Below are 26,116 nucleotides of genomic sequence, written 5' to 3' on the forward strand. Positions count from 1 at the left end.
AGTGCATAATCATGCCCCCTTTCGTATATAGTTGCCGCATCCACGCCCGCCACTGTCAATCCAGGAGCCCGACATGGCCTTCAATCTGCGGCACCGGCACTTCCTCAAGGAGGTCGACTTCACTCCGCAGGAGTTCCGTTTCCTGCTCGGCCTGTCGGCGCAGCTGAAGGCAGCCAAGTACGCGGGCACGGAGCAGCAGCGGCTCCGGGGCAAGCACATCGCCCTGGTGTTCGAGAAGGGCTCCACCCGGACCCGCTGCGCCTTCGAGGTGGCCGCCGCCGACCAGGGCGCGCACACCACCTACCTCGACCCCAGCGGCTCGCACCTGGGGACCAAGGAGTCGGTCAAGGACACCGCGCGGGTGCTCGGGCGGATGTTCGACGGCATCCAGTACCGGGGCTACGGCCAGGCGATCGTGGAGGAGTTGGCCGCCCACGCGGGCGTCCCGGTCTGGAACGGGCTGACCGACGAGTGGCATCCGACCCAGATGCTCGCGGACATCCTCACCGTCCAGGAGCACAGCACCAAGCAGCTGCCCGAGGTCGCCCTCGCGTACCTCGGCGACGCCCGCAGCAACACAGGCAACTCGCTGCTGGTGACCGGTGCGCTGCTGGGTCTGGACATCCGCATCGTCGCCCCGAAGCAGCTCTGGCCGACCGCCGGGGTCCAGGCCCAGGCGCAGGCGCTGGCGGCCCGGACCGGGGCCAGGATCACCCTCACCGAGGACGTCGCCGAGGGCGTCGCCGGCGCGGACTTCCTCTACACCGACGTCTGGGTGTCCTTGGGCGAGCCCAAGGAGGCGTGGGCCGAGCGGATCGAGCTGCTCGCCCCCTACCAGGTCTCCATGGACACGGTCCGGGCCACCGGCAACCCGGCCGTGAAGTTCCTGCACTGCCTGCCGGCCTTCCACGACCTCGACACCGAGGTCGCCAGGCAGGTGCACGCCAGTACTGGGCTGAGCGAGCTGGAGGTCACCGACGAGCTGTTCGAGTCCGAGCACTCCGTGGTCTTCGACCAGGCCGAGAACCGGCTGCACACCATCAAGGCGATCCTGGTGGCCACCCTGGGCGATTGATGGGTACAGTCTCCGCCGAGAGTTGGTCTAGACCTACTGCGCGGGGGCGGCAATGGCACGACGGGCGATCCGGGAACTGGCGCTGGGGGCACTGCTGCTGGCGGCAGTGACCGCATGCGGGGGCGGCGGCGGGAACGGCGGCGGCAGCACAGCGGCAGAGCCGTCGGCGTCCCCGGTGCCGATCACGGTCACCAGCACCGCCTTCCAGCAGGGCGGCAGCATCCCGGACGAGTACACCTGCGCGGGCGACGGCACCGCCCCGGCCCTGGCCTGGTCCGGGGTGCCCGCCGACGCGGGCTGGCTGGCGCTGGTGGTCAACGACCCCTCGGCGCCCGGCGGCACCTACCACCACTGGTACGTGGTGCAGATCCCGGTCGCGACCACGGGCGTCGCCGAGGGCGGCACCCCGCAGGGGCGGACCGTCGTCGGCTGGAAGCCCCCGTGCCCGCCCTCGGGCAGCACCGACACCTATGAGTTCACCGTCTACGCGCTGCCCAAGGGCTACCAGCCGACCAAGGTGGGGACGGTCCCGTCCTACGACCTGGACGGCCTGGAGGCGCACGCGGTGGGCAAGGGGATGCTCAGCGCGACCGCCACCGGCAAGGTCTGACCCCGAGGTCTGACCCCGAGGTCTGACCGGCCGTGACGACCGTCCGCAGCCGGTCAACCGCGGGGTCAGAGCTCCGGGAAGTCGCCGGCCGCGCCGTCGGTCAGCTCACGCAGGATGTCGAGGTGCCCGGCGTGCCGGGCGACCTCCTCGACCATGTGGATCAGCACCCAGCGCATCGACACGGTCCGGCCGCCCGACACCCCGGTGGTCTCCAGGTCGGTGGCCTCGATGACCAGGTCGGCGGCGGCCCGGGCGCGGGCGTAGAAGGCGAGGATGTCCGCGGTGCTCTCGTCCGGCTCCACCCGCCATTCGACCTCGGGGTCGGCGTCGAACCTCTCCTCCAGGTCGACCACCTTGGGCTCGGTCTCCCGGCCGAAGGGCTGGCAGAACCAGCCGTACTCGACCGCGGCCATGTGCTTCAGGAGCCCCAGCATGGTCGTTCCCGAGGGCACCAGGGGCTTGCGCAGCTGCGCGTCGTCCAGGCCCTCCAGCTTCCACACCAGGATGTCCCGGTGCCGGTCGAGCGCGGTGTACAGGCTTTCCTTTTCTCCACCCGTGAGTGGCACGCTACGAATCATGATCGGAACCTAGCAGGGGCCCCGCCGCGGAGCCATGGCCGTGGTCACGGCCGTGGTCATGGCCGTGGTCATGGCCGTGGGAGCCCTGCCGGGCCTGGATCCGGTCGGTGGCCTTGACCCGCAGCCGACGGGTGAGCGCCGAGGCCCCGGCGGCGAGGAAGACGAAGTTGTAGAGGACCTGCACCAGCACCACCAGCCGCGCCTCCTGCCCGGACGGGGAGATGTCGCCGTAGCCGATGGTCGCCATGGTGACCACGGTGAAGTAAAGGGCGTCGGTACGCGTGCGCAGCCCGCTGAACTGCCCCTGCTGCCGGGACAGCGCCAGGTACGCGGCAGCGAAGATCACCAGCGAGAGGCAGATCAGCAGCACGATGCTCACGGCCGGACGCCCCCGGTCGGACTCCGCCAGCACAAGCTGGATCTGCCGTAGCAGCAGCCCGCCGAGCAGCGCCAGCGCGCAGATGAAGACCATCCAGCTCAGAATCGGATGTGCGGGCCCGAACGCGTCCATCGGCAGGGTGAAGTAGCCGGCCACCAGCGCGACGAACCCGGCGGCCGCCAGTACCCAGCCCCACCATGCACGGCCGGAAAACCCGGGTAGGGGAATCCTGGGCAGGGGAGTTCTCATGGCCCCAGCCTGGTCCCGGCCCGCGCCCGCGCCCCGAACCGACTCGCCCGGCTCCGCCGTTCGGGTCGGCGTCGCCCCGGGGAGAGGGATGCACTATGGTTATCTCGACATCAAGATATCCTCGCTCCGATCAAGATATCCTCACTCAGGGAGACAGTCGTGTCCGCCAACAGCTTCGACGCCCGCAGCTCGCTGCAGGTGGGCGACGAGTCGTACGAGATCTTCAAGCTGGACAAGGTCGAGGGCGCCGAGCGCCTTCCCTACAGCCTGAAGGTGCTCCTGGAGAACCTGCTCCGCACGGAGGACGGCGCGAACATCACCGCCGACCACATCCGCGCGCTGGGGAACTGGGATGCCACCGCGCAGCCCAACCAGGAGATCCAGTTCACGCCCGCCCGCGTGATCATGCAGGACTTCACCGGCGTCCCCTGCGTCGTCGACCTGGCGACCATGCGTGAGGCCGTCAAGGAGCTCGGCGGCGACCCGGCGAAGATCAACCCGCTGGCCCCGGCCGAGCTGGTCATCGACCACTCGGTCATCGCCGACAAGTTCGGCACCAAGGACTCGTTCACCCAGAACGTCGAGATCGAGTACGGCCGCAACAAGGAGCGCTACCAGTTCCTGCGCTGGGGCCAGACCGCCTTCGACGAGTTCAAGGTCGTCCCGCCGGGCACCGGCATCGTGCACCAGGTCAACATCGAGCACCTGGCCCGTACGGTGATGGTCCGCAACGGCCAGGCCTACCCCGACACCTGCGTCGGCACCGACTCGCACACCACCATGGTCAACGGCCTGGGCGTGCTGGGCTGGGGCGTCGGCGGCATCGAGGCCGAGGCCGCGATGCTGGGCCAGCCGGTCTCCATGCTGATCCCGCGCGTGGTCGGCTTCAAGCTCAACGGCGCGCTCCCGGCCGGCGCCACCGCCACCGACCTGGTGCTCACCATCACCGAGATGCTGCGCAAGCACGGCGTGGTCGGCAAGTTCGTCGAGTTCTACGGCCAGGGCGTCACCTCGATCCCGCTGGCCAACCGCGCCACCATCGGCAACATGTCGCCGGAGTTCGGCTCCACCTGCGCCATCTTCCCGATCGACGCCGAGACCATCGCGTACCTCAAGCTCACCGGCCGCAGCGAGCAGCAGCTCGCCCTGGTCGAGGCCTACGCCAAGGCCCAGGGCCTGTGGCACGACCCGTCGGTCGAGCCGGTCTTCTCCGAGTACATCGAGCTGGACCTGTCCACGGTCGTCCCGTCCATCGCCGGGCCGAAGCGTCCGCAGGACCGGGTGATCCTGGCCGAGGCGGCCGAGCGCTTCAAGGTCGCCGTGCGCGACTACATCAGCGACGACGACGAGGCCGGCAAGGAGTCCTTCCCGGCCTCCGACGTCCCGGCCGGCGGCAACGGCATCCACAAGCCGACGCTGGTCAACGCGCCCGACGGGTCGACCTACGAGATCGACAACGGCGCGGTCGTGATCGCCTCGATCACCTCCTGCACCAACACCTCCAACCCCTCGGTGATGCTGGGCGCCGCCCTGCTCGCCAAGAAGGCGGTGGAGAAGGGCCTCACCGTCAAGCCGTGGGTCAAGACCACGCTGGCCCCCGGGTCCAAGGTCGTCATGGACTACTACGAGAAGGCCGGCCTCACTCCGTACATGGAGAAGCTGGGCTTCAACCTGGTCGGCTACGGCTGCGTCACCTGCATCGGCAACTCGGGCCCGCTGCCCGAGGAGGTCTCCAAGGCCGTCAACGACGCCGACCTCGCGGTCGTCTCGGTGCTCTCCGGCAACCGCAACTTCGAGGGCCGGATCAACCCCGACGTCAAGATGAACTACCTGGCCTCGCCGCCGCTGGTGGTGGCCTACGCCATCGCCGGCAACATGAACGTCGACATCACCCGCGAGGCGCTGGGCACCGACGCCGAGGGCAAGCCGGTCTACCTGGCCGACATCTGGCCGACCGAGAAGGAGATCGCCGACGTCGTGGCCTCCTCGATCGACCAGCACATGTTCACCAAGGACTACGCGGACGTCTTCGCCGGCGACGAGCGCTGGCAGTCGCTGTCCATCCCCACCGGCAACACCTTCGAGTGGGACAGCGAGTCCACCTACGTCCGGAAGCCCCCGTACTTCGAGGGCATGGCGCACGAGCCGAGCCCGGTCGTGGACATCGCCGACGCGCGGGTGCTGGCCAAGCTGGGCGACTCGGTCACCACCGACCACATCTCCCCGGCCGGCAACATCAAGCCGGGCACCCCGGCCGCGCAGTACCTCACCGAGCACGGCGTGGACAAGCGCGACTTCAACTCCTACGGCTCGCGCCGCGGCAACCACGAGGTGATGATCCGCGGCACCTTCGCCAACATCCGGCTGCGCAACCAGATCGCGCCGGGCACCGAGGGCGGCTACACCCGCGACTTCAGCCAGGCCGACGCGCCGGTGTCGTTCATCTACGACGCCGCGCAGAACTACCAGGCCGCCGGCACCGCGCTGGTGATCCTGGCGGGCAAGGAGTACGGCTCGGGCTCGTCCCGCGACTGGGCCGCCAAGGGCACCGCGCTGCTGGGCGTCAAGGCCGTCGTCGCCGAGTCGTACGAGCGGATCCACCGCTCCAACCTGATCGGCATGGGCGTGCTCCCGCTGCAGTACCCGGAGGGCGCCACCGCCGACTCGCTGGGCCTGACCGGCGAGGAGACCTTCTCGGTCACCGGCGTCACCGCGCTGAACGACGGCGGCATCCCGGAGACCGTGAAGGTCAAGGCGGGCGACATCGAGTTCGACGCCAAGGTGCGGATCGACACCCCCGGTGAGGCGGACTACTACCGCAACGGCGGGATCCTGCAGTACGTGCTGCGCTCGCTGATCGCCAAGTAGCAGACAGCGAGCAGACGCAAACAGCTGTGCCCCCGCAGTGCGGGGGCACAGCTGTTTCTCATTCACCTCTTGTGCTGAGTGGCGCAATTGGCCTATACCTATTCTTCACTTGGTCCAGACCAATTCTTTGCGCTGCTTTCCCCTGAGAGGGTTGCTCATGCGTCTGTCCGTTTCCGGCCGTAAGGCCACCGGGCTGCTTTCCGTCCTCGCGCTCGCCACCGGCACGGTCCTCGCCGCCGGTCCCAGTGCCTCCGCCCACGGCATCACCGCCCCTGCCACCAAGCCCCTGGTCGGCCAGCGGGTCGGCTTCTTCACCCAGTGGTCGATCTACAGCGGCTTCTCCGCCAAGAAGGTCGACACCAGCGGCCAGGCCGCCAAGCTCACCACCCTCAACTACGCCTTCGGCAATGTCGGCGCGGACGGCACCTGCTTCGAGGCCAACGCGGCCGGCCAGGGTGACGCCTGGGCCGACTACCAGCGCCCGGTCGGCGCCGACGAGGCCGTCAACGGCGTCGCCGACACCTGGGACCAGCCGCTGAAGGGCAACTTCAACCAGCTCCGCGAGCTGAAGGCCAAATACCCGCAGCTGCACCCGATCATCACCCTGGGCGGCTGGAGCTGGTCGACCTACTTCTCCAGTGCCGCGGCCACCCCTGCCTCCCGGCAGAAGCTGGTCTCCTCCTGCATCGACCAGTTCATCAAGGGCGACCTGCCGGTGCTGGACGGCCAGAACGGCGGCCAGGGCGCCGCGGCCGGGATCTTCGACGGCATCGACATCGACTGGGAGTACCCGGGCGGCGGCGGTGCCGACGGCAACCAGGTCAGCCCCCAGGACGGCCACAACTACACGCTGCTGCTGCAGGAGTTCCGCAAGCAGCTGGACGCCCTCGGCGCACAGACCGGCAAGCACTACCTGCTCACCGCCGACACCTCGGCCGGCCGGCCGAAGGTCGCCCAACTCGAACTGGCCAAGGCCGCCAAGTCGGTGGACTGGTTCAACCTGATGGCCTACGACTTCCACGGCAGCTGGGAGGCCACCGGGCCGACCAATGACGCGGCCAACCTGCACGGCGACCCCAGGGACCCGTCCAAGGCGGCCGACCTGAACTACAACATCGACGGCGTCCTCGCCAACTACCTGCTGCACGGGGTCCCGGCGAAGAAGATCGTCCTCGGCACGCCGTTCTACGGCTACGGCTGGAGCGGGGTCGGCGCCAAGAACTACGGCCTCTACCAGCCCGCCACCGGCACCCTCGGCACCATCCCGTACAACACCCTGGTGAACGCGCCCGGCACGCTGCACTTCGACTGGGTCACCGGCGCCAGCACCAAGTACGACGCCGCCAGCCAGTCCTTCTACACCTACGACACCCCGCAGGTGCTGCAGGAGAAGGCGGCCTACACCCGGCTGCTCGGCCTGGGCGGCGTGATGGCCTGGTCGCTGGACAACGACACCGCCACCGGCGACGAGCTGGCCGCCCTCGACAAGGGCCTCAACTCCGGCTTCTGAACCGGCCCGTAGCACCCGTAGCACCCGTAGCACCCTTAGCACCCGTAGCACCTGTAGCAACGGACCGACGCACCGAACCGACGCCCGCCGCGCCCCTCGCGGCGGGCGTCGGCCATGATGGCCGTATGATCACCGGTCTCGGCGGGGCACTCGAAGAAAACACCTACCCCGGACGCGGGGTGCTGTGGTGCAGGACCGGGGACGGCGTCCTCCGCGGCGGCTACTTCCTGACCGGCCGCAGCCCGGCCTCGCAGGCCCGGGAGCTGCGCCGCGGGCCCGGCGGGGAACTGGTGGTCGCGCCGACCGGGCACGGCGAGCACGACAGCCTGCGGCACTACACCGCGGTACGGGAGGCCGCCGGCCGCCTGGTGTTCGGCAACGGCGAGCAGGTCGACACCGTGGCAGGCAGACTGACGCAGGGTCAGCCGCCGCAGCAGGCGCTGGACGGCCTCGACTACGAGCCGGACCCTCCTATTTTCACCCCGCGGCTCACCGTGGTCGTGGACGGCGCCCAGGCCTGGTTCGGCGCCGCCAGACGCAGCCCCTCCGGACGGACCGCAACCGACCGGATGACGCTGCGGGTAGGCGAGTTGGGGCCGGGGGAGGGGGTGCTGGCGACCACCTACCGTTCGGACGGTTCGGCGGTCGCGACCGGGGCGCCCTGGGTCGAGTTCCGGACCTCGGCCGGCGCCGACGAGGATCTGCTGGAGCAGCTGTGGGCCGCGGTGACGCCGCGGTTCCGGGTCGCCGCCGCCGTGTTCACGCAGGGTCGGCTGCCCGGCGCCGCGGTCCGCCAGGCGGGCGCCGTGCTCCGTCAGGCGGGTGCGGCGAGGTAGCCGCGGATCAGCCGCTTGCACTCGGTGATGAGGACCGGGTCGCCGTCCGGGTCGTTGCGGAAGGCGAGCCGGAGGATGGCGTCCGCGCACTCCAGGGCGATCCGCAGGGCCAGCCGGGGCTGCGGCCCGGGGGAGTCGCCGAGCAGGTCGGCGGCGAAGATCCAGAGCCGTTCGGCGACGGCGGTGTTGTTGTCGAGCACGGCGTCCAGCATGTGGTTGCTGTCCGCCTCCTCCCAGCCGACCGCGCCGAAGTCGACCACGCCGAAGCCGGGGGTGGCCCGGTGCATCAGTACGTACTCGTCGACCGCGAGGTCGACCATGGCGCCGACGTCGGGCGGTCGCTCCGCCTCGACCCGGCGGGCGAGCCGCTCGGTGAAGTTCTCGAGGTTGCGTTGGGCGAGTGCGCCGAGCAGCCCCTCCATGCCCGGGAAGAACTGGTAGAGCGTGCCGATCGGGACCTGGGCGCGGCGGGCGACCTCCTTGGTGGTGAGGCCGGTGTAGCCGACCTCGTCCAGGAGCTCCCCGCAGGAGTCGAGGATCCGCTCGAAACGTTCCAGACTGCGGCGCTGGACCGGGCGACGGCGTACTGCGGTGTGCATGGGCCTACTCTGCCGGATCGCGCGTTGCCTTGGCGAGCAGCCAACGCGAGCGCAGCTCGCGTTGTCAGAGGGTGACCGCCGACCGGAGCGGCCCGTCTCCGGTCAAGCCGAGCTGTCCGATTCGTCCTTGTCTGAGGCATAGGTTTCGCAACAATCAGCCTTCAGTCTTGACGGGACTAGGGCCTATTGGTTGAGCTTAGGCTTCACAAGTTGTACTGAGCTTGGCCGCAACGACGCGGCGGAGCCCTGGTGGACGGTCGGGTTGCCAGGGCTCGGGAGGGTGGAACATGTCCGCGGACACGCCAGGATCACAGTCCTCGTTGCATCGAGCCAATCTGGAGCGGGTGCTTCGTGCGGTCCGAATGGCGGGGTCGCTCACCCAGGCGGAGATCGCCAGGACCACCGGCCTCTCGGCCGCGACGGTGTCGAACATCGTGCGCGAGCTGAAGGAGGTCGGCACGGTCGTGGTCACGCCGACCTCCTCCGGGGGCCGCCGGGCCCGCAGCGTCTCGCTCAGCGCCGACGCCGGCATCGTGGTGGGCGTGGACTTCGGGCACTCCCACCTCCGGGTGGCGGTGGGCAACCTGGCCCACCGGGTGCTGGCCGAGGAGAGCGAGCCGATAGACACCGACGCCTCGGCGGACCAGGGCTTCGGCCGGGCCGAGACGCTGGTCGCCCGACTGCTGGAGCAGACCGGTTTCCGCACCGACAAGGTGATCGGCGTCGGCCTCGGCGTGCCGGGTCCGATCGACGGGGAGACCGGCGCGCTCGGCTCCACCGCGATCCTGCCCGGCTGGACCGGCATCGCCCCCGGTAGGGAGCTCTCCAGCAGGCTGGGGATGCCCGTCTACGTGGACAACGACGCCAACCTCGGCGCCCTCGGCGAACTGGTCTGGGGGGCCGGCCGCGGGCTGTCCGACCTGGCCTACATCAAGGTCGCCAGCGGCGTCGGCGCCGGCCTGGTGATCTCCGGGCAGATCTACCGCGGCCCCGGCGGCACGGCCGGCGAGATCGGCCACATCACCCTGGACGAGTCGGGCCCGGTCTGCCGCTGCGGCAACCGCGGCTGCCTGGAGACCTTCGTCGGCTCGCGCCATGTGCTGAACCTGCTGGCGAGCAGCCACGGCACCGATCTGACCCTGTCCAGGGTGGTCCAGCTGGCCCAGCGCGGCGACCTCGGCTGCCGGCGCGTGCTGGCCGACGTGGGGCGGCAGATCGGCACCGGCGTGGCGAACCTCTGCAACCTGCTCAACCCGCGCCGAGTGATCCTCGGCGGCGATCTGGCCGAGGCCGGGGACCTGGTTCTGGACCCGATCCGGGAGTCCGTGGCCCGCTACGCCATCCCCAGTGCCGCGCGGCAGTTGTCGGTGGTTCCGGGCACCCTGGGCGGCCGCGCGGAGGTGCTTGGAGCCTTGGCGCTGGTGATGTCTGAAATGGGTGACTCTGGGGCATTGTCGAGCACTGAGGGTAGGGATTCCGGACGTTCGGTTGCAGTCGTGCCTTCAGGAAGATAACGAAAAGGTTCGGATTCGGGGTGTTGAGGATTTACTTATTGACGTCAGCCTCACCTGCGATGTTGACTCCGTGACACCTCGGTCGCAAAGTGGCGACCGCGTCAGGGAGGCACCCCCAAGATGAACACTTCTCTTCGCCGTACCGTGGTCGCGACCGCTGCGATCTCGATGGCTCTCGGTATGGCTGCTTGCGGCAAGGCCGGCAGCAGCAGCTCTTCTTCCTCGGCCTCGGCCTCGGCCTCGGGCGGCTCGCAGGTCATCGGTCTGCTGCTGCCGGAGACCACCACCACCCGGTACGAGCAGTTCGACAAGCCGCTGATCGAGAAGAAGATCCAGGCGCTGGCGCCCAACGCGGTTGTGAAGTACTACAACGCCAACGGCCAGGCCGCGACCCAGACCCAGCAGGTCGACACCGCGATCAACCAGGGCGCCAAGGTCCTGATCATCGACGCGGTCGACTCCGCCCAGATCAAGGCCGCGGTCCAGAAGGCCAAGGACAAGGGCATCAAGGTCGTCGCCTACGACCGTCTCGCCAGCGGCCCGGTCTCGGCCTACGTGTCCTTCGACAACGAGGCTGTCGGCAAGCTCCAGGGCCAGGGCCTGCTCGACGCCCTCGGCTCCAAGGCCACCCCGACCTCGAAGATCGTCGAGATCGACGGCGACTCGGCCGACCCGAACGCCGCGGACTTCAAGAAGGGCTTCACCGAGGCCATCGCCGGCAAGCTCACCGTCGGCTACGACGCCTCGGGCCTGTGGAAGCCCGACGTCGCGGCGCAGAAGGCGACCGCCGGTATCGCCGCGGTCGGCGCCAAGAACATCGTCGGCTTCTACTCGGCGAACGACGGCATGGCCGTCGGTATCATCTCCTCGATGAAGACCGCGGGCCTGGAGAAGCTGCCGATCGGCGGCCAGGACGCTCAGCTGGACGCCGTGCAGCGGATCATCCAGGGCACCCAGGCCTACACCATCTACAAGGCGTACGCCCCCGAGGCCGACGCGGCCGGCACCCTTGCGGTGGACCTGCTGAACGGGACCGACATCTCCTCCGTCGCGACCGCCACCAAGACCAACGCCTCGGGTGACAGCGTTCCGTCGCAGCTGCTGACGCCGGTCCTGATCACCAAGGCCAACGTCGAGTCCACGATCGTCGCGGACAAGTTCTACACCGTCTCGCAGATCTGCACCACGGACTTCGCCGCCGCCTGCACCGCGGCCGGCATCAAGTAGTCCTCGCAGCGGTCCGGCCCACCAGCCGGGCCGCTTCGGTCTGCCCCGCGCGGGGTATCTGTTCCGGAACACAGCCGGAGGGATTCCCGCGCGGGGCGCGGCGCGGGACCATGACTGCTGATCGGCCGTCGGTCCCCGCCCTGGTAGGGAAGTCACCTGTGCCGTCCCACACGGCTGCAGCAGCATCTTTGTCTTTACCCGCACGAGTCTGCGCCCGGGACGGCGCGGCAACCCACCCGAGGCACCGGGTGGTTAAGGAGTTGGTTTACGTGACAAGCGCACCCGTACTGGCGTTGCGCGGGGTCTCCAAGCGGTTCGGCGCCGTCCAGGCGCTGACCGATGTCGAGCTCGAGGTCCACGCCGGCGAGGTGGTCGCCCTGGTCGGCGACAACGGCGCGGGAAAGTCGACCCTGGTCAAGACGATCGCAGGGGTCCACCCCATCGATGACGGCGTCATCGAGTGGGAGGGCCGACCGGTCAGCATCGACCGCCCGCAGGACGCCCAGCAGCTCGGAATCGCGACCGTCTACCAGGACCTGGCGCTCTGCGACAACCTGGACGTCGTCGCCAACCTCTTCCTCGGAAACGAGCTGAAGCACCGCGGGACCCTGGACGAGGTCAGCATGGAGCAGAAGGCGCGGGAGCTGCTCAGCACCCTCTCCATCCGCATCCCCAGCGTCCGCATCCCGGTCGCCAGCCTCTCCGGCGGGCAGCGCCAGGTGGTGGCCATCGCCCGCTCCCTGATCGGCGACCCCAAGGTCGTCATCCTCGACGAGCCCACCGCGGCCCTCGGCGTCGAGCAGACCGCCCAGGTCCTGGACCTGGTCGAGCGGCTCCGCGAGCGCGGCCTCGCCGTCATCCTGATCAGCCACAACATGGCCGACGTGCGCGCCGTCGCGGACACCGTCGCGGTGCTGCGCCTCGGCAGCAACAACGGGACGTTCACGGTCCAGCAGAGCACCCAGGAAACCATCATCGCCGCGATCACCGGTGCCACCGAGAACGCGGTGACCCGACGCCAGGCACGTACGGCGGAGGCCACCCAGTGAGCAAGCACAGCATCGACACTCCCGCGCCCGCAGTGACCCCCGCCATCGACCCGCGCCTGCTGGTCCGCGAAGAGGGCTTCAAGGGCTACATCAGCGAGTTCAAGCGCAAGGTGCGCGGTGGTGAGCTCGGCTCGCTGCCGGTCGTCATCGGCCTGATCATCATCTGGGTCGCCTTCAGCATCAACGACGGCACCTACCTCAAGGCGACCACCGCTACCTACATCGCGTACTACGCGGTCGGCATCGGCCTGCTGTCCATCGGTCTGGTCTTCGTGCTGCTGCTCGGCGAGATCGACCTGTCGGTCGGCTCACTCAGCGGACTGTCCGCCGCGGTCTTCGCGGTGCTGGCGGTCAATCATGGGATCAACCCATGGGTCGCTGTCCTGGTCACCCTGCTGACTGGCGCCGTGATCGGCGCGCTGCAGGGCACTGTCTTCGCCAAGCTAGGCGTCCCGGCCTTCGTGGTCACCCTGGCCGGCTTCCTGGCCTGGCAGGGCGTGATGCTGTGGCTGCTCGGCACCACCGGCACCATCAACCTGCCCGACACCGGCCTGAACCACTACCTCCAGGGCGACGCGTTCTTCCTCGACGGGGACCTCGTGGGCGCGTACATCCTGGCGGCGCTGGGCGTGGCCTCCATGCTGGTCGGCAACCTGATCGAGCAGGGCCGCCGCCGCAAGGCCGGCGTCCCGTTCCGCCCCACCAGTGAGATCGGCCTGCGGGTCGGCCTGCTGGCGATCGGCGCCTTCGGCGTCGCGTACATCCTGAACCAGGACCGCGGCCTGCCGGACGCGACGGTGCTGTTCCTGGCGCTGCTGATCATCACCGACTTCGTGCTCCGCCGTACCTCCTACGGTCGGAAGATCTTCGCGGTCGGCGGCAACATCGAGGCCAGCCGTCGTGCCGGTATCAACGTCGCCGCGATCCGGATCTCGGTCTTCGCGATCTCCGGCGCCTTCGCCGCGCTCGCCGGTATGGCGATCGCCGGTACCACCAACGCGGCCGGTCAGGGCGGCGCCGACCCCAACAACCTGATGATGGCCATCGCGGCCGCGGTCATCGGTGGCACCAGCCTCTTCGGTGGCCGGGGCCGGGTCTGGTCCGCCCTGCTCGGTGTGATGGTGATCGAGTCCATCAACTACGGGCTCAACCTGCTGGGCATGACCCAGGACGCGAACTACATGATCACCGGTGCGGTGCTGCTGGCCGCCGTGATCGTCGACTCGCTGTCGCGCCGTACCCAGAAGTCCGCCGGCCGCGCCTGACCAGGTGCCCGGCACACCCCGCACGCTGCCCGGCACCGGACCTCAGGTGCCGGGCAGCGGCATGTTCGCCGCCGCCCCGCCGCGGCCTGCTGACCCGTTCGGCGGAGCGGCCACTAGACTCAGCTCTCCTGGCTCGAAGACGGAGTCAACTACGAAGGAGGAACGGGTGGCCCTGCTGACCCGCATCCGGGGACCCCGCGACCTGGACCCGCTCACCCCCGGCCAGCTCACCGTGCTGGCCGAGGAGATCAGGGAATTCCTGGTCGGGGAGGTGTCCAAGACGGGCGGCCACCTCGGTCCCAACCTCGGCGTGGTCGAGCTGACCCTCGCCCTGCACCGGGTGTTCGACTCCCCGAAGGACCGGATCCTCTTCGACACCGGCCACCAGAGCTACGTCCACAAGCTGCTCACCGGCCGTCAGGACTTCTCGCAGCTGCGGGTCAGGGGCGGCCTGTCCGGCTACCCGTCCCGGGCCGAGTCCGACCACGACGTGATCGAGAACTCGCACGCCTCCACCGTCCTCGGCTACGCCGACGGCCTGGCCAAGGCCAATGAGCTGCAGGGCCGCGACGGCCGCCATGTGGTCGCGGTGATCGGCGACGGCGCGCTCACCGGCGGCATGGCCTGGGAGGCGCTGAACAACATCGCCGAGGCCCAGGACCGCCCGCTGATCATCGTGGTCAACGACAACGAGCGCTCCTACTCGCCCACCATCGGCGGCATGGCGAACCACCTGGCCACCCTGCGCACCACCCAGGGCTACGAGCGCTTCCTGTCCTGGGGCAAGGCCTCGCTGCAGCGCACCCCCGTGGTCGGCCAGCAGATCTTCGAGACCCTGCACGGCGCCAAGAAGGGCCTCAAGGACTTCATCGCCCCGCAGGGCATGTTCGAGGACCTCGGCCTCAAGTACATCGGCCCGATCGACGGCCACGACGAGCAGGCCCTGGAGTCCGCGCTGAAGCGGGCCAAGGGCTTCGGCGGACCGGTCATCGTGCACTGCCTGACCCAGAAGGGGCGCGGCTACCGCGCCGCCGAGCAGAACGAGGAGGACCGCTTCCACGCCGTGGGAGTGATCCACCCCGACACCGGCCTCCCCGTGCTGCCTGCTGGTGGTTTGGCCGCCGGCCAGGACTGGACCTCGGTCTTCGGCCAGGAGATGGTCGCCCTCGGCCGCGAGCGCCGCGACCTGGTGGCGATCACCGCCGCGATGCTGCACCCGGTCGGCCTGGCGCCCTTCGCCAAGGAGTTCCCCGAGCGCACCTTCGACGTCGGCATCGCCGAGCAGCACGCCGCGGTCAGCGCGGCCGGGCTGGCCACCGGCGGGCTGCACCCGGTGGTCGCGGTCTACGCGACCTTCCTGAACCGGGCCTTCGACCAGGTGCTGATGGACGTGGCCCTGCACAAGTGCGGGGTCACCTTCGTGCTGGACCGGGCCGGGGTCACCGGCACCGACGGGGCCAGCCACAACGGCATGTGGGACATGTCGATCCTGCAGGTCGTGCCCGGGCTGCGGCTGGCCGCCCCGCGCGACGCGGACCAGCTCCGGGCCCAGCTGCGCGAGGCCGTCGCGGTCGAGGACGCCCCCACCGTGGTCCGCTACTCCAAGGGCACGGTCGGCCCCGCCATCCCCGCCGTCGGGCGGATCGGCGGCATGGACGTGCTCCGCGACAGCGGCGAGGCGGTCGGCCCGTACCGCGCGGACGTGCTGCTGGTGGCCGTCGGCGCGATGGCCGCGACCTGCCTGGAGGCGGCCGAGCTGCTCGCCGCCCAGGGCGTCAGCAGCACCGTGGTGGACCCGCGCTGGGTCAAGCCGGTCGACTCCGCGCTGCCCGGACTGGCCGCCGAGCACCGGGTGGTGGTCACGGTCGAGGACAACGGCCGGGTCGGCGGCGTCGGCGCCACCATCGCCCAGGCGCTGCGCGACGCCGGGGTGGACGTTCCGCTCCGGGACTTCGGCATTCCGCAGGAATTCCTGGACCACGCCAGCCGCAATCAGATCCTCGAGCAGATCGGCCTGACCTCGCCCGCGATCGCCGAACGGGTCGCCGCACTGGTCGCCAAGCTGGGCGCCGCCGGGTAACCCGCCTGCGTGGGATCGGAGTCACCGGGTAGCGTGACCCCTGTGTCCACCGAGCCGTCAGACCGTCGCAGGGAGCCGCTGATCCGTATGGGCAGCGGCTCCGCCGCCCTGCCTCTGGCCCAGCCGACCCTGGGCGAACTGGCGGCGCGGGCCCGTGAGCGGCTGCGTACCGGCTACTGGGCCCGGCTGGTCCCGCTGCTCGGCACCCTGGCGGTGCTCACCCATCTGCCCTCGTTCGCCCGTACCGTCTGGAGCCCCGACGAGGGCTACCTGGCGACCCAGGCCCGGATGCTGGCCGGCGGCGGCGTGCTCTACGACACCGTCGTGGACCGCAAGCCGCCGCTGCTGCCCTGGCTCTACGAGGGCGCGTTCTGGCTGTTCGGCTCGGCCTCGCTGTGGCCGCTGCGGGTGCTCGCCATCGGCGCGCACCTGGGCACCGCGGTGCTGCTCGCCGCCATCGCCCGACAGCGCTGGGGCAACCGGGCCGGCGGCGCGGCCGGGGTGCTCTACCTGCTGGTCTCGGTCGGCCTCTCGCCCGAGGACACCCAGGCCGCCACCTTCGAGGTGTTCATGCTGCCGGCCACGGCGGCCGCCTTCTGGTTCGCCCAGAACCGGCGCTGGGCCCAGGCCGGCGCGGCCACCGCCGTCGCCGCCCTGACCAAGCAGACCGGCGGCGCGGTGCTGCTCGCCGTGCTCTGGATGCTCCGTCGGGACGCCCGCAGGGACGGCAGCGGGGCCCGCGGCTCGCTGCCCGCGCTGGCCTTCGGCTTCGGACTGCCGGTCCTGGTGATCGCGCTGTCCACCGGGGTGAAGAACTTCCTGTTCTGGGTGGTCACCGGCAGCAGCGACTACGCCTCGCTGGACGGCTCCTGGCTGACCATGCTGGAACGGGCCTTCGGCAACGCCGCGATCCTGGCCGCCGCCGCGCTCGGCCTGCTGGTCCCGCTGGCCCGCCGCTGGCGCCGGGTCCGCGAGGACGCCGACCTCTGGATCTGGCTCGGGGCCTCCGGCCTCGGCGTGATCACCGGATTCCACTTCTTCGGCCACTACTACCTGCAGCTGATCCCGCCGCTGGTGCTGCTCGGCGTCGGCGCGGTGGCCAGGGGGAGCGCCAACTGGCGGCCGGTGCTGCTCTACACCGCGCTGGCCGGCACGGTCTTCGTAGGGCTCGGCTTCGCCTGGCCGCACCAGCCGCTGCAGCACTCCGTCTCGGTGGCCACCGACGTCTCCGAGGAGACCGCGCCGCAGGACACGGTGCTGGTCTGGGGCATGAACCCGGAGGTCTACTGGCTCTCCGGCCGCACCCCGGCCACCCGCTATCTGACCGCCGGGCTGCTGACCAACTTCGCCGGCGGCCGGGAGGGGGCCGCCGTGGGCGTCAAGCAGGGCGTCCCCGACTCCTGGAAGGTCTTCTCGGCGGAGATGGCCAAGCGGCTGCCCACGGTCATCGTGGACGAGTCGGGCAACGCCCCCTACGCGCCCCGGTTCATCCAGCCGATGCGGGCCCTGCTGGCGGCCCACTACATCAGGATCGGCAGCGACGGCACCGCCGTCTTCTACCGCCTGCGGCAGCACACTTAGGCCCTGCTGGACCCCGGTAAGAGCCCCGGGTCCGCAGCTCTTGCTGGAACGTGGCATTCTGTCGCGGGCACAGCTGCAGGATTCCTGAGGAGAACACGAGTGAAGCGCTCCGTCGGCAAGAAGACCAAGAACGCCGCCCCAGGGGCGGACGACGCCGCCGTGAAGGCACCCGCTCGGGCCTCCTCCTCCCGGCGCTGGATCGGCGCCGCGGCGATGGTGGCCGTGGTCTTCGCCGCGGCCGGCGCGGTCGGCGCGGTGGTCAGGGACCACGCCCACAGCAAGCTGACCCCGCCGACCTCGGGCGCCGGACCGAGCCAGCTCGCGGTGCCGGTCACCGGCCACACCCCGGTCACCCTGACCGTGTACGAGGACATGCGCGACCCGGCCACGGCCGCCTTCGAGCAGACCTACCAGGGCGTGCTGTCCCAGCTGCTCGCCTCCGGCACCGTCAAGGTGCTGTACCGCGAGGTGGCCGACGTGGACGCCGCCAAGGGCGGCACCGGCTCGCTCAACGCCGCCAACGCGCTGGGCTGCGCCCAGGACGCCGGGCACTTCAGCGCCTACCGCACCGTGCTGCTGGCGAACCAGCCCACCGGGGACACCGACGCCTTCGCCGACAAGTCGCAGCTGATCGCCCTGGCCAAGCAGGTCAAGAAGCTGGACACGGACGTGTTCCGCAACTGCGTCGACAGCGGCTCGCACAATGTCTGGGTCAGGGACTCGACCAGCGACTTCGACGCGGCCGGCCTGGGCCGCGTCCCGGTGCTGACGATGCAGGTCAGCGGCAGTGACAACGGCAGCGGCGAGGACGCGGCGCAGACCCTGGTCGGCGGCTCGGTGCAGACCGCCCCGGACAAGCTGCTCTCGCTGGTGATCGCCGCGGCCAGGACCGCCCCCCTCCCGTCCGCGTCCGCCACCCCGTCCCCGTCCGCGAGCTGACCGGGCGGCCGGGATGACTGAGCCGCAGGGACGGCCGCAACCGTCCGGGGTGTGGGCCACAGCGGTCGGCGTGGCCCGGGTCCGGGCGCTGGAGACCGCGCGGGAGCACCCGCTGTTCCGGGATCCGCTGGCGCTGGCCTTCGCCACCGCGGGCGGGCTCGGGCCCGAGTCGCCCCTGCCGCAGCGCGGGGACGAGGCCGCCCGGCGGCGCTGGCTCGGGGTGGCCTTCTCGATCACCATCAGGACGAAGTTCCTGGACGACCTGCTGGACGCGGCCGCCGGGGCCGGCGTCCGGCAGGTCGTCCTGCTCGGCGCCGGCATGGACAGCCGGGCCTTCCGGATGGACTGGCCCGAGGGCACCCGGCTGTTCGAGGTCGACACCGCCGAACCGCTGGGCTTCAAGGCCTCGGTGCTGCGCAGCGAGCGGGCCGTCCCGCGCTGCGAGCGGATCACCGTGCCGGTGGACCTGCGCGAGGACTGGCCGGGCGCGCTGGCCGGGGCCGGGCACGACCGTACGCGGCCCACCGTGTGGATCGCCGAGGGCCTGCTGATCTACCTGCCGGAGGAGGCCGTGGAGCGGCTGCTGGGCCTGATCGGCGAGCAGTCGGCTCCCGGCAGCCGGCTGGGTCTCACCCTGGGCTCCCCGGGCGTGCTGAAGCGCTTCGCCGCGGACGCGGGAGCGGGCACGGCGGCGTCGATGTGGCAGTCCGAGATGCCGGCCGACCCGGTCAGCTGGCTGGCCGGCCACGGCTGGGACGCCGAGACCTACACCCTCCGCGACCGCGCCGCCGCCTACGGCCGCCCGGTCACCACCCCGCCCAGCCACCACGAGGGCCCCGGCGGCCTGGTCCACGCCATCAGGCCCTAGCCAGGCACACGCAAGGGGCGCGGGGAACGGCGCGACCAGCCGTGCACCGAGGTGCACCGTCGATCGCGCCGTTCCCCGCGCCCCTCAGAAAAACTACGCCGGAACGCTGGCGACGCCAGGAGCCAGGAACGGCTTGCCGTTCACCCGCTCGGAGACCCCGCTGCGGTCCAGGTAGGGCGTGATCCCGCCCAGGTGGAACGGCCAGCCCGCGCCGGTGATCAGGCACAGGTCGATGTCCTGCGCCTCGCCCACCACGCCCTCGTCCAGCATCAGCGCGATCTCCTGCGCCACCGCCGTCAGCGCCCGGTCCAGCACCTGCTCGGGCGTCAGCACGGTGTCACCGACCTGCAGCAGCGCGGCGACCTCGGGGTCGATCTCCTGCTGACCCGTCGCCCAGCTGTAGAAGCCGCGCTTGCCGGCCTTGACCACCCGGGCCAGGTTCTCGGACACCGAGAACCGCTCCGGGAAGGCCGCGTGCAGCGTCTCCGACACATGCAGCGCGATGGCCGGGCCGACCAGCTCGATCAGCACGATCGGCGACATCGGCAGCCCCAGCGGCTCCACGCCCTTCTCGACCACGTCGATCGGCGTGCCCTCGTCGATGACCTGCTGGATCTCGCCCATGAAGCGGGTCAGGATCCGGTTGACCACGAACGCCGGGGCGTCCTTGACCAGCACACCGGTCTTCTTCAGCTGCTTGGCCACACCGAACGCGGTGGCCAGCGAGGCGTCGTCGGTGCGCTCGCCCCGGACGATCTCCAGCAGCGGCAGCACCGCCACCGGGTTGAAGAAGTGGAAGCCGACGACCCGCTCCGGGTGCTCCAGCTTGGCGGCCATCTCGGTGACCGACAGCGAGGAGGTGTTGGTGGCGAGGATGCAGGTCGGCGAGACCACGGCCTCGACGTCCGCGAACACCTGCTGCTTGACGCCCAGCTCCTCGAACACCGCCTCGATCACGAAGTCCGCGTCGCCGAACGCCGCGGCCTTGTCCAGCGAACCGGTGACCAGGCCCTTGAAGCGGTTGGCGGTGTCCTGGTTGATGCGGCCCTTGCCGAGCAGCTTGTCGATCTCCTCGTGGACGTAGCCCACGCCCTTGTCCACCCGCGCCTGGTCGATGTCGGTGAGCACCACCGGCACCTTCAGCTGACGCACGAACAGCAGCGCCAGCTGCGAGGCCATCAGGCCCGCGCCGACCACGCCGACCTTGGTCACCGGACGGGCCAGCGACTTGTCCGGCGCGCCGAACGGGCGCTTGCCGCGCTTCTGCACCAGGTTGAAGGCGTAGATGCCGCTGCGCAGCTCGCCGCCCATGATCAGGTCGGCCAGCGCCGCGTCCTCGGCGTCGAAGCCCGCCTGGTAGTCGCCGTCCTTGGCCGCGGCGATGATGTCCAGCGCCCGGTACGGGGCCGGAGCGGCGCCGTGCACCTTGGAGTCGGCAATGGCACGCCCGTGCGCCACAGCGGCGTCCCAGGCCTCGCCACGGTCGATCTCGGGGCGCTCGACCACGGTCTCGCCCTTGAGCACGGTGGCGGCCCAGAGCAGCGACTGCTCCAGGAAGTCGGCCGGGGCGAACACCGCGTCGGCGATGCCCAGGTCGAACACCTGCTTGCCCTTGAGCTGGCGGTTCTGGCTCAGCGAGTTCTCGATGATCACCGAGATCGCCTTGGCCGGGCCGATCAGGTTCGGCAGGATGGTGCAGCCGCCCCAGCCGGGGACCAGGCCGAGGAAGCACTCCGGCAGCGAGAACGCCGGGACGCCGGTGCTGACCGTGCGGTAGTCGCAGTGCAGCCCGATCTCGACGCCGCCGCCCATCGCCGCACCGTTGTAGAAGGTGAAGGTGGGGACGGTCAGCGCGGCGATCCGCTTGAAGACGTCGTGGCCGCCCTTGCCGATGGCCAGCGCGTCGCTGTGCTCCTTGAGCACCTCGACGCCCTTGAGGTCGGCGCCGACCGCGAAGATGAACGGCTTGCCGGTGATGCCGACGGCGGCGATGGAGCCCGCCGCGGCCTCGGCCTCGACCTGGTCCAGCGCCTCGCTCAGCTTGGCCAGCGAGCCGGGGCCGAAGGTGGTCGGCTTGGTGTGGTCGAAGCCGTTGTCCAGCGTGATCAGCGCGAAGCGGCCCGCGCCCAGCGGCAGGTCCAGGTGCCGGACATGGGCGCTGGTGACGACCTCGTCCGGGAACAGCTCGTGCGCGCGCTTCAGCAGCGCGGTGGTGTCGGTCACTTCTGCCCCTCGAAGTTCGGGTTCTCCCAGATGACCGTCGCGCCCATGCCCATACCGATGCACATGGAGGTGAGGCCGTAACGGACGTCGGGGCGCTCCTCGAAGCGCCGCGCCAGCTGGGTCATCAGCCGGACACCGGAGGAGGCCAGCGGGTGGCCGTAGGCGATCGCGCCGCCGTACGGGTTGACCCGCTCGTCGTCGTCCTTCAGACCGAAGTGGTCCAGCATCGAGAGCACCTGGATGGCGAAGGCCTCGTTGATCTCGAACGCGCCGATGTCGGCGATCGTCAGACCGGCCTTGGCCAGCGCCTTCTCGGTCGCCGGGACCGGGCCGATGCCCATCACCTCGGGCTCGACGCCGACGTAGGCGTAGGAGACCATGCGCATCTTGACCGGCAGGCCCAGCTCGCGGGCCACGTCCTCGGCGGCGAGCAGCGAGGCCGTCGCGCCGTCGTTCAGACCGGCCGCGTTGCCCGCGGTGATCCGGCCGTGCGGGCGGAACGGGGTCTTCAGACCGGCCAGCGACTCCAGCGTGGTGCCCGGGCGCATCGGCTCGTCGACCGTGGCCAGGCCCCAGCCGGTCTCCCCGGCCGCCTCGTTGGTGCGGCGCACCGCGACCGGCACCAGGTCGGGCTGGATCTGGTTGTTGGCGTACGCCTTCGCGGCCTTCTCCTGGCTGCGCACGGCGTAGGCGTCGCAGCGCTCCTTGGTGAGGTGCGGGAAGCGGTCGTGCAGGTTCTCCGCCGTCATGCCCATGAAGAGCGCCGACTCGTCGACGACCTTCTCGGACAGGAAGCGCGGGTTGGGGTCGACGCCCTCGCCCATGGGGTGGCGGCCCATGTGCTCGACGCCGCCGGCGATGGCGATGTCGTAGGCGCCGAAGGCGATTCCGCCGGCGACCGAGGTGGCGGCGGTCATCGCGCCGGCGCACATGCGGTCGATGGAGTAGCCGGGGACCGACTTGGGCAGGCCCGCGAGCAGTGCGGCGGTACGGCCGAGGGTCAGGCCCTGGTCGCCGATCTGCGTGGTGGCGGCGATGGCCACCTCGTCCACGCGGGCCGGGTCCAGGCTCGGGTTGCGGCGCAGCAGCTCGCGGATGGCCTTGATCACCAGATCGTCGGCGCGGGTCTCCGCGTAGATGCCCTTCGGTCCGGCCTTGCCGAACGGGGTGCGGACGCCGTCGACGAAGACGACGTCCCTCGCGGTACGAGGCACGGTGGCTCTCCTCCCAAGTCCCCAAGTGGGGGCCCAAATGACGTGGCGGCCCAGCTGGACCGGTGCGGGCAGCCGCGGGCGACCTGCGTCGGCGGCGACACCGAAGCTGATGCTACCCGCTAGTAACTAGGTTGCCCATACCGGACCCGCCCAGGGCCCCAGGAGTGGCCGGAGTCACCCTGGGACACCACGCTCGGGAGTCGTGCCGGGATCAGTTGCCCGGTGCCGCCGTGCGGTTCACCGCCGCGGTGGTACGGGCCTCGGCGAAGGCGCGGGAGAGCACCGGGGCGGTCAGCTCCACCTGCCAGCCGCGGGCGCCGTGGCCGCGCAGCGCGGCGGCGACCGCGTCCGGGCCGCCGTCGCCGGGCGGGGTCCAGGAGACCCGGCGCACCAGGTCGGGGGAGAGCAGGTTCTCCTGCGGCAGGTTCAACGACTCGGCCAGCGTGCCGACCGCGGCGCGGGCGGCCGACAGCCGGGCCGCGGCCAGCGGGTCCTTCTCGGCCCAGGAGCGGGGCGGCGGCGGGCCCTCGTGCGGGGCGGACGGGGGCGGCAGTTGAGCTTCGGGGATGGCACGGGCCACCTCCAGCGCGGCGAACCACTGCTCCAGCGCCCGGCGGTGCACCCGCGGACCGAAGCCCGGCAGGGCCTGCAGCGCCTGCAGGTTCACCGGCATGGCCAGGGCGGCGGCGACGATCGCGGCGTCGGAGAGGATCCGGCCGGGAGAGGTGTCCCGCTCGCGGGCCACCCGGTCCCTGGTCTGCCACAGTTCCTTGATCGCGGCGAGCTGACGCCGCCGGCGCACCTTGTGCACCCCGGAGGTGCGGCGCCAGGGGTCGACCCGGGGCGGCGGCGGGCCCGCGGCCACGATCGCGGCGAACTCCTCCTTGGCCCACTCCAGCTTGCCCTGGTCGGCCAGCTCCTGCTCCAGCGCGTCCCGCAGGTCCACCAGCACCTCGACGTCCAGCGCCGCGTAGCGCAGCCAGGGCTCGGGCAGCGGGCGGGTGGACCAGTCGACGGCGGAGTGGCCCTTCTCCAGGGTGAAGCCCAGCACGCCCTCGACCATCGGGCCCAGGCCCACCCGCGGGAAGCCGGCGATCCGCCCGGCCAGCTCGGTGTCGAACAGCGAGGTCGGCCGCATGCCCAGCTCGGCCAGGCAGGGCAGGTCCTGGGTGGCCGCGTGCAGCACCCACTCGGTGTCGGCGAGCACCGCGCCCAGCGAGGAGAGGTCGGGGCAGCCGACCGGGTCGATCAGGGTGCTGCCCGCGCCCTCGCGGCGCAGCTGCACCAGGTAGGCGCGCTGGCCGTAGCGGTAGCCGGAGGCGCGCTCGGCGTCGATCGCGACCGGGCCGGTTCCGGCCGCGAAACGGGCCACGATCTCGGCGAGGGCCGCGGCGTCCGCCACGACCGGGGGGATGCCCTCCCGGGGCTCCAGCAGCGGGACCGGACCGACAGCCTCCTGTGCATCAGCTGTCCCAGGGGTCCCACCTGCGAAGGGAGGAGCGGCGAGAGCTGCGGTGGCTTCTTGGCTGCCGGTGTTGGTTTCTGGGGCGTCGGTCACGCGCCAAGCCTACGCCCGTGCGCCCCCGCGACCGCCCGTGCGCGAGCCTGTGAGCATGGCTGCGCCCCACTGGTCCGAGGAGGAGGAACGTTCCCTCGGACAGGTGGGGCGCAGGGCGTACTAGTGGATGATTCCGGTGCGCAGGGCGACCGCGACCATCCCGGCCCGGTCGCCGGTGCCCAGCTTGCGGGCGATCCGGGCGAGGTGGCTCTTGACGGTCAGCGCGGACAGGCCCATCGCGACGCCGATGGCCTTGTTGGACTGGCCCTCGGCGACCAGTCGCAGCACCTCGACCTCACGTCCCGACAGCTCGCGGTAGGCGGGCGGCGGGGGAGTGCCCGGGGTGCCGGGAACCGCGCCGGGCACGGTGCCCGGAGCGCCGGCCATACCGGGACGGCGCAGGTGGCCGGGCAGCTGCCGGCCGTTCATGCCCGGCGCGCCGGCCATGCCGGGACGCTGCGGCAGACCGGTGTTGACCCGGGTGCCGGTGACGACATAGCCCTTGACGCCGCTGGCCAGGGCGCTGCGGACGGCGCCGATGTCGTCGGCCGCGGAGAGCGCCAGGCCGTTCGGCCAGCCCGCGGCGCGGGTCTCGGCCAGGATCGCGAGGCCGGAGCCGTCCGGGAGGTGGACGTCGGCCACGCAGATGTCGCGGGGGGTGCCGACCCGGGGACGGGCCTCGGCGAGGGAGGAAGCCTCGATCACGTCGCGAACGCCCAGTGCCCACAGTTGGCGGGTGACGGTGCTGCGTACCCGGGGGTCTGCAACGACAACCATCGCGGTGGGCTTGGTCGGACGATAGGCGACCAGGTTTGCGGGGTGCTCCAGAAGAACAGACACCAGGCCTCCTGAGGGGATGGCGCGGGGACCCGGACGGGTGCTGATGGGGTGGGGTCCTCGTGTGGAAAGGGTCACAGACTGCTTCGGCATGAAACGTGCCCGGCTTTAGCGAAAGATCACGATTGAGTGAGTCTCAAATCGGGCACAACGCGCATTTTGACCAGCTGGACTGAGCGTAAGTCACCCTAAAGTGATCAAAAGCGGTCGACACGCCGAACGCTTGACCGAAATGTCCAAAAGTGGGGTAAGCGGTTGATCGCACCGGCCATGAGGGCGGCCGTCACCGAGGGTTGTCACCGCGAGGCAGGTCAGACCGGGCGCCGCCGGGTGGGCATCGGCACCACGCTGCTGGACCGCACCGCCGCGGGCTCCGGCGCGCCCGGGGCCGGGGGCAGCCCGGCACACAGGCAGAGCAGCTCGCACCAGGCCCGCAGATGCTCCGCGAAACCCGCGCCCGCTCCGGCCGAGTCGGCCGCCAGCGGGGTCCAGGAGGCCCGGATCTCGATCTCGGTCGAGGTCCCGCGCTCCGACAGGGCGCCGAAGTAGTGCGAGGAGGCACGGGAGACGGTGCCGCTCGGCTCGGTGTAGCGCGCGCCCTGCTGCTCCAGGCCGTCCATCAGCCAGGACCAGCCGACCTCGGCCAGCAGCGGGTCGTCGGCCATCTCCGGTTCCAGCTCGGCGCGGCCCAGCGAGACCAGCCGGAACTCGCCGTTCCAGGCCTCGTGCCCGCCCGGTTCGTGCAGCAGTACCAGCCGTCCGTCCGCCAGCTCCTCGCCGTCGACCTCGACGGTCGCCGTCAGCGCGAAGGCGTACGGGGCCAGTTTCCGGGGTGCCGGGGTGTCGCCGATCACGATCTCCGGACGCAGCCGGGCACCGCGCAGCGCCTCGACAGCCTCCCGGAAGGCCGGGGGAACGCCGGGCGCTCCGTCCTCGCTCACTGGGTCCCTGCTGACGGCTGCCATGTCGGAAGACTAGGACGCGGGCACCTTCCGGTGGCGGAGGCACCACGGGCGCGGCGTGGGCGGGGTTGTCCGCATGCGAGGATTTGCAGCGT

21 protein-coding genes are annotated in these 26,116 nt (G+C 70.9%); 13 read left to right on the forward strand and 8 right to left on the reverse strand.

Annotated elements, in window-relative coordinates; all coding sequences use genetic code 11:
• The first annotated feature begins 73 nt into the window (after window positions 1-73).
• Entirely contained in the window at window positions 74-1,075 is a 1,002-nt protein-coding gene (argF, locus tag ACXKR8_RS35315) for an ornithine carbamoyltransferase (protein WP_458268619.1), read from the forward strand.
• A 52-nt stretch (window positions 1,076-1,127) separates the two neighbouring features.
• Window positions 1,128-1,685, forward strand: coding sequence for a YbhB/YbcL family Raf kinase inhibitor-like protein (locus tag ACXKR8_RS35320; RefSeq protein WP_458268620.1), 558 nt, complete (start codon window positions 1,128-1,130; stop codon window positions 1,683-1,685).
• A 65-nt stretch (window positions 1,686-1,750) separates the two neighbouring features.
• Here ACXKR8_RS35320 and ACXKR8_RS35325 read toward each other — a convergent pair whose 3' ends face one another.
• Window positions 1,751-2,263, reverse strand: a complete 513-nt coding sequence (locus tag ACXKR8_RS35325) for a DinB family protein (protein WP_458268621.1) — start codon at window positions 2,261-2,263, stop codon at window positions 1,751-1,753.
• Complete coding sequence (locus ACXKR8_RS35330; protein WP_458268622.1) at window positions 2,253-2,891, reverse strand: potassium channel family protein; 639 nt, start codon at window positions 2,889-2,891, stop codon at window positions 2,253-2,255. Before ACXKR8_RS35330 ends, ACXKR8_RS35325 begins: the two co-directional genes overlap by 11 nt.
• Window positions 2,892-3,050: 159 nt before the next feature.
• On the opposite strand from ACXKR8_RS35330, the gene acnA reads away from it, so the two are divergent.
• The 3 genes from acnA (at window position 3,051) to ACXKR8_RS35345 (ending at window position 8,105) form a co-directional block, all read left to right on the forward strand.
• Entirely contained in the window at window positions 3,051-5,759 is a 2,709-nt protein-coding gene (acnA, locus tag ACXKR8_RS35335; RefSeq protein WP_458268623.1) for an aconitate hydratase AcnA, read from the forward strand.
• Between the two features lie 157 nt (window positions 5,760-5,916).
• Window positions 5,917-7,269: a glycoside hydrolase family 18 protein gene (locus ACXKR8_RS35340; RefSeq protein WP_458268624.1), complete on the forward strand. Its 1,353-nt coding sequence runs from the start codon at window positions 5,917-5,919 to the stop codon at window positions 7,267-7,269.
• A gap of 125 nt (window positions 7,270-7,394) precedes the next feature.
• Window positions 7,395-8,105, forward strand: coding sequence for an IMP cyclohydrolase (locus ACXKR8_RS35345; protein ID WP_458268625.1), 711 nt, complete (start codon window positions 7,395-7,397; stop codon window positions 8,103-8,105).
• On the opposite strand, the gene ACXKR8_RS35350 is transcribed toward ACXKR8_RS35345, so the two are convergent.
• A complete protein-coding gene (locus ACXKR8_RS35350) occupies window positions 8,084-8,704 on the reverse strand; it encodes a TetR/AcrR family transcriptional regulator (protein WP_458268626.1) in 621 nt (206 codons plus the stop codon). The genes ACXKR8_RS35345 and ACXKR8_RS35350 overlap by 22 nt on opposite strands.
• A 287-nt stretch (window positions 8,705-8,991) precedes the next feature.
• Between ACXKR8_RS35350 and ACXKR8_RS35355 the strand changes: the two genes are divergently transcribed.
• From ACXKR8_RS35355 to ACXKR8_RS35390, 8 genes are all read left to right on the forward strand, one after another.
• The gene (locus tag ACXKR8_RS35355; RefSeq protein ID WP_380519212.1) at window positions 8,992-10,218 is read left to right on the forward strand and encodes an ROK family transcriptional regulator; all 1,227 of its coding nucleotides are present in this window, start codon (window positions 8,992-8,994) and stop codon (window positions 10,216-10,218) included.
• 120 nt (window positions 10,219-10,338) lie between these two features.
• Window positions 10,339-11,445: a substrate-binding domain-containing protein gene (locus ACXKR8_RS35360; RefSeq protein WP_458268627.1), complete on the forward strand. Its 1,107-nt coding sequence runs from the start codon at window positions 10,339-10,341 to the stop codon at window positions 11,443-11,445.
• A 269-nt stretch (window positions 11,446-11,714) separates the two neighbouring features.
• Window positions 11,715-12,494: an ATP-binding cassette domain-containing protein gene (locus ACXKR8_RS35365; protein ID WP_458268628.1), complete on the forward strand. Its 780-nt coding sequence runs from the start codon at window positions 11,715-11,717 to the stop codon at window positions 12,492-12,494.
• A complete protein-coding gene (locus ACXKR8_RS35370; RefSeq protein ID WP_458268629.1) occupies window positions 12,491-13,759 on the forward strand; it encodes a sugar ABC transporter permease in 1,269 nt (422 codons plus the stop codon). Before ACXKR8_RS35365 ends, ACXKR8_RS35370 begins: the two co-directional genes overlap by 4 nt.
• A gap of 166 nt (window positions 13,760-13,925) precedes the next feature.
• A complete protein-coding gene (gene dxs, locus ACXKR8_RS35375; RefSeq protein ID WP_458268630.1) occupies window positions 13,926-15,839 on the forward strand; it encodes a 1-deoxy-D-xylulose-5-phosphate synthase in 1,914 nt (637 codons plus the stop codon).
• Window positions 15,840-15,881: 42 nt separating this feature from the next.
• Window positions 15,882-17,420: an ArnT family glycosyltransferase gene (locus ACXKR8_RS35380; RefSeq protein WP_458268631.1), complete on the forward strand. Its 1,539-nt coding sequence runs from the start codon at window positions 15,882-15,884 to the stop codon at window positions 17,418-17,420.
• A gap of 99 nt (window positions 17,421-17,519) precedes the next feature.
• Window positions 17,520-18,359, forward strand: a complete 840-nt coding sequence (locus ACXKR8_RS35385) for a DsbA family protein (RefSeq protein ID WP_458268632.1) — start codon at window positions 17,520-17,522, stop codon at window positions 18,357-18,359.
• Between the two features lie 13 nt (window positions 18,360-18,372).
• Window positions 18,373-19,227 (forward strand): class I SAM-dependent methyltransferase, encoded by an 855-nt coding sequence (locus ACXKR8_RS35390; RefSeq protein ID WP_458268633.1) that lies wholly within the window; start codon window positions 18,373-18,375, stop codon window positions 19,225-19,227.
• Window positions 19,228-19,320: 93 nt separating this feature from the next.
• Here the strand turns inward: ACXKR8_RS35390 and ACXKR8_RS35395 are convergent, their stop codons facing one another.
• The 5 genes from ACXKR8_RS35395 to ACXKR8_RS35415 form a co-directional block, all read right to left on the reverse strand.
• The gene (locus ACXKR8_RS35395) at window positions 19,321-21,450 is read right to left on the reverse strand and encodes a 3-hydroxyacyl-CoA dehydrogenase NAD-binding domain-containing protein (RefSeq protein WP_458268634.1); all 2,130 of its coding nucleotides are present in this window, start codon (window positions 21,448-21,450) and stop codon (window positions 19,321-19,323) included.
• Complete coding sequence (locus ACXKR8_RS35400; RefSeq protein WP_458268635.1) at window positions 21,447-22,664, reverse strand: thiolase family protein; 1,218 nt, start codon at window positions 22,662-22,664, stop codon at window positions 21,447-21,449. Before ACXKR8_RS35400 ends, ACXKR8_RS35395 begins: the two co-directional genes overlap by 4 nt.
• 211 nt (window positions 22,665-22,875) lie before the next feature.
• A complete protein-coding gene (locus tag ACXKR8_RS35405; RefSeq protein WP_458268636.1) occupies window positions 22,876-24,222 on the reverse strand; it encodes a ribonuclease D in 1,347 nt (448 codons plus the stop codon).
• Between the two features lie 120 nt (window positions 24,223-24,342).
• A complete protein-coding gene (locus ACXKR8_RS35410) occupies window positions 24,343-25,062 on the reverse strand; it encodes a LuxR C-terminal-related transcriptional regulator (protein WP_458268637.1) in 720 nt (239 codons plus the stop codon).
• 308 nt (window positions 25,063-25,370) lie between these two features.
• Window positions 25,371-26,024 (reverse strand): DUF3000 domain-containing protein, encoded by a 654-nt coding sequence (locus tag ACXKR8_RS35415; RefSeq protein WP_458268638.1) that lies wholly within the window; start codon window positions 26,022-26,024, stop codon window positions 25,371-25,373.
• Between the last annotated feature and the right edge of the window lie 92 nt (window positions 26,025-26,116).

Source organism: Streptacidiphilus sp. PAMC 29251, from assembly GCF_054208735.2.

Excerpts from the sequence above, each read along its gene's own strand:
- argF (WP_458268619.1), top strand. The coding sequence starts at position 74 with ATGGCCTTCAATCTGCGGCACCGGCACTTCCTCAAGGAGGTCGACTTC.
- ACXKR8_RS35320 (WP_458268620.1), top strand. The coding sequence starts at position 1,128 with ATGGCACGACGGGCGATCCGGGAACTGGCGCTGGGGGCACTGCTGCTG.
- ACXKR8_RS35325 (WP_458268621.1), bottom strand. The coding sequence starts at position 2,263 with ATGATTCGTAGCGTGCCACTCACGGGTGGAGAAAAGGAAAGCCTGTAC.
- ACXKR8_RS35330 (WP_458268622.1), bottom strand. The coding sequence starts at position 2,891 with ATGAGAACTCCCCTGCCCAGGATTCCCCTACCCGGGTTTTCCGGCCGT.
- ACXKR8_RS35340 (WP_458268624.1), top strand. The coding sequence starts at position 5,917 with ATGCGTCTGTCCGTTTCCGGCCGTAAGGCCACCGGGCTGCTTTCCGTC.
- ACXKR8_RS35345 (WP_458268625.1), top strand. The coding sequence starts at position 7,395 with ATGATCACCGGTCTCGGCGGGGCACTCGAAGAAAACACCTACCCCGGA.
- ACXKR8_RS35350 (WP_458268626.1), bottom strand. The coding sequence starts at position 8,704 with ATGCACACCGCAGTACGCCGTCGCCCGGTCCAGCGCCGCAGTCTGGAA.
- ACXKR8_RS35355 (WP_380519212.1), top strand. The coding sequence starts at position 8,992 with ATGTCCGCGGACACGCCAGGATCACAGTCCTCGTTGCATCGAGCCAAT.
- ACXKR8_RS35360 (WP_458268627.1), top strand. The coding sequence starts at position 10,339 with ATGAACACTTCTCTTCGCCGTACCGTGGTCGCGACCGCTGCGATCTCG.
- ACXKR8_RS35390 (WP_458268633.1), top strand. The coding sequence starts at position 18,373 with ATGACTGAGCCGCAGGGACGGCCGCAACCGTCCGGGGTGTGGGCCACA.
- ACXKR8_RS35415 (WP_458268638.1), bottom strand. The coding sequence starts at position 26,024 with ATGGCAGCCGTCAGCAGGGACCCAGTGAGCGAGGACGGAGCGCCCGGC.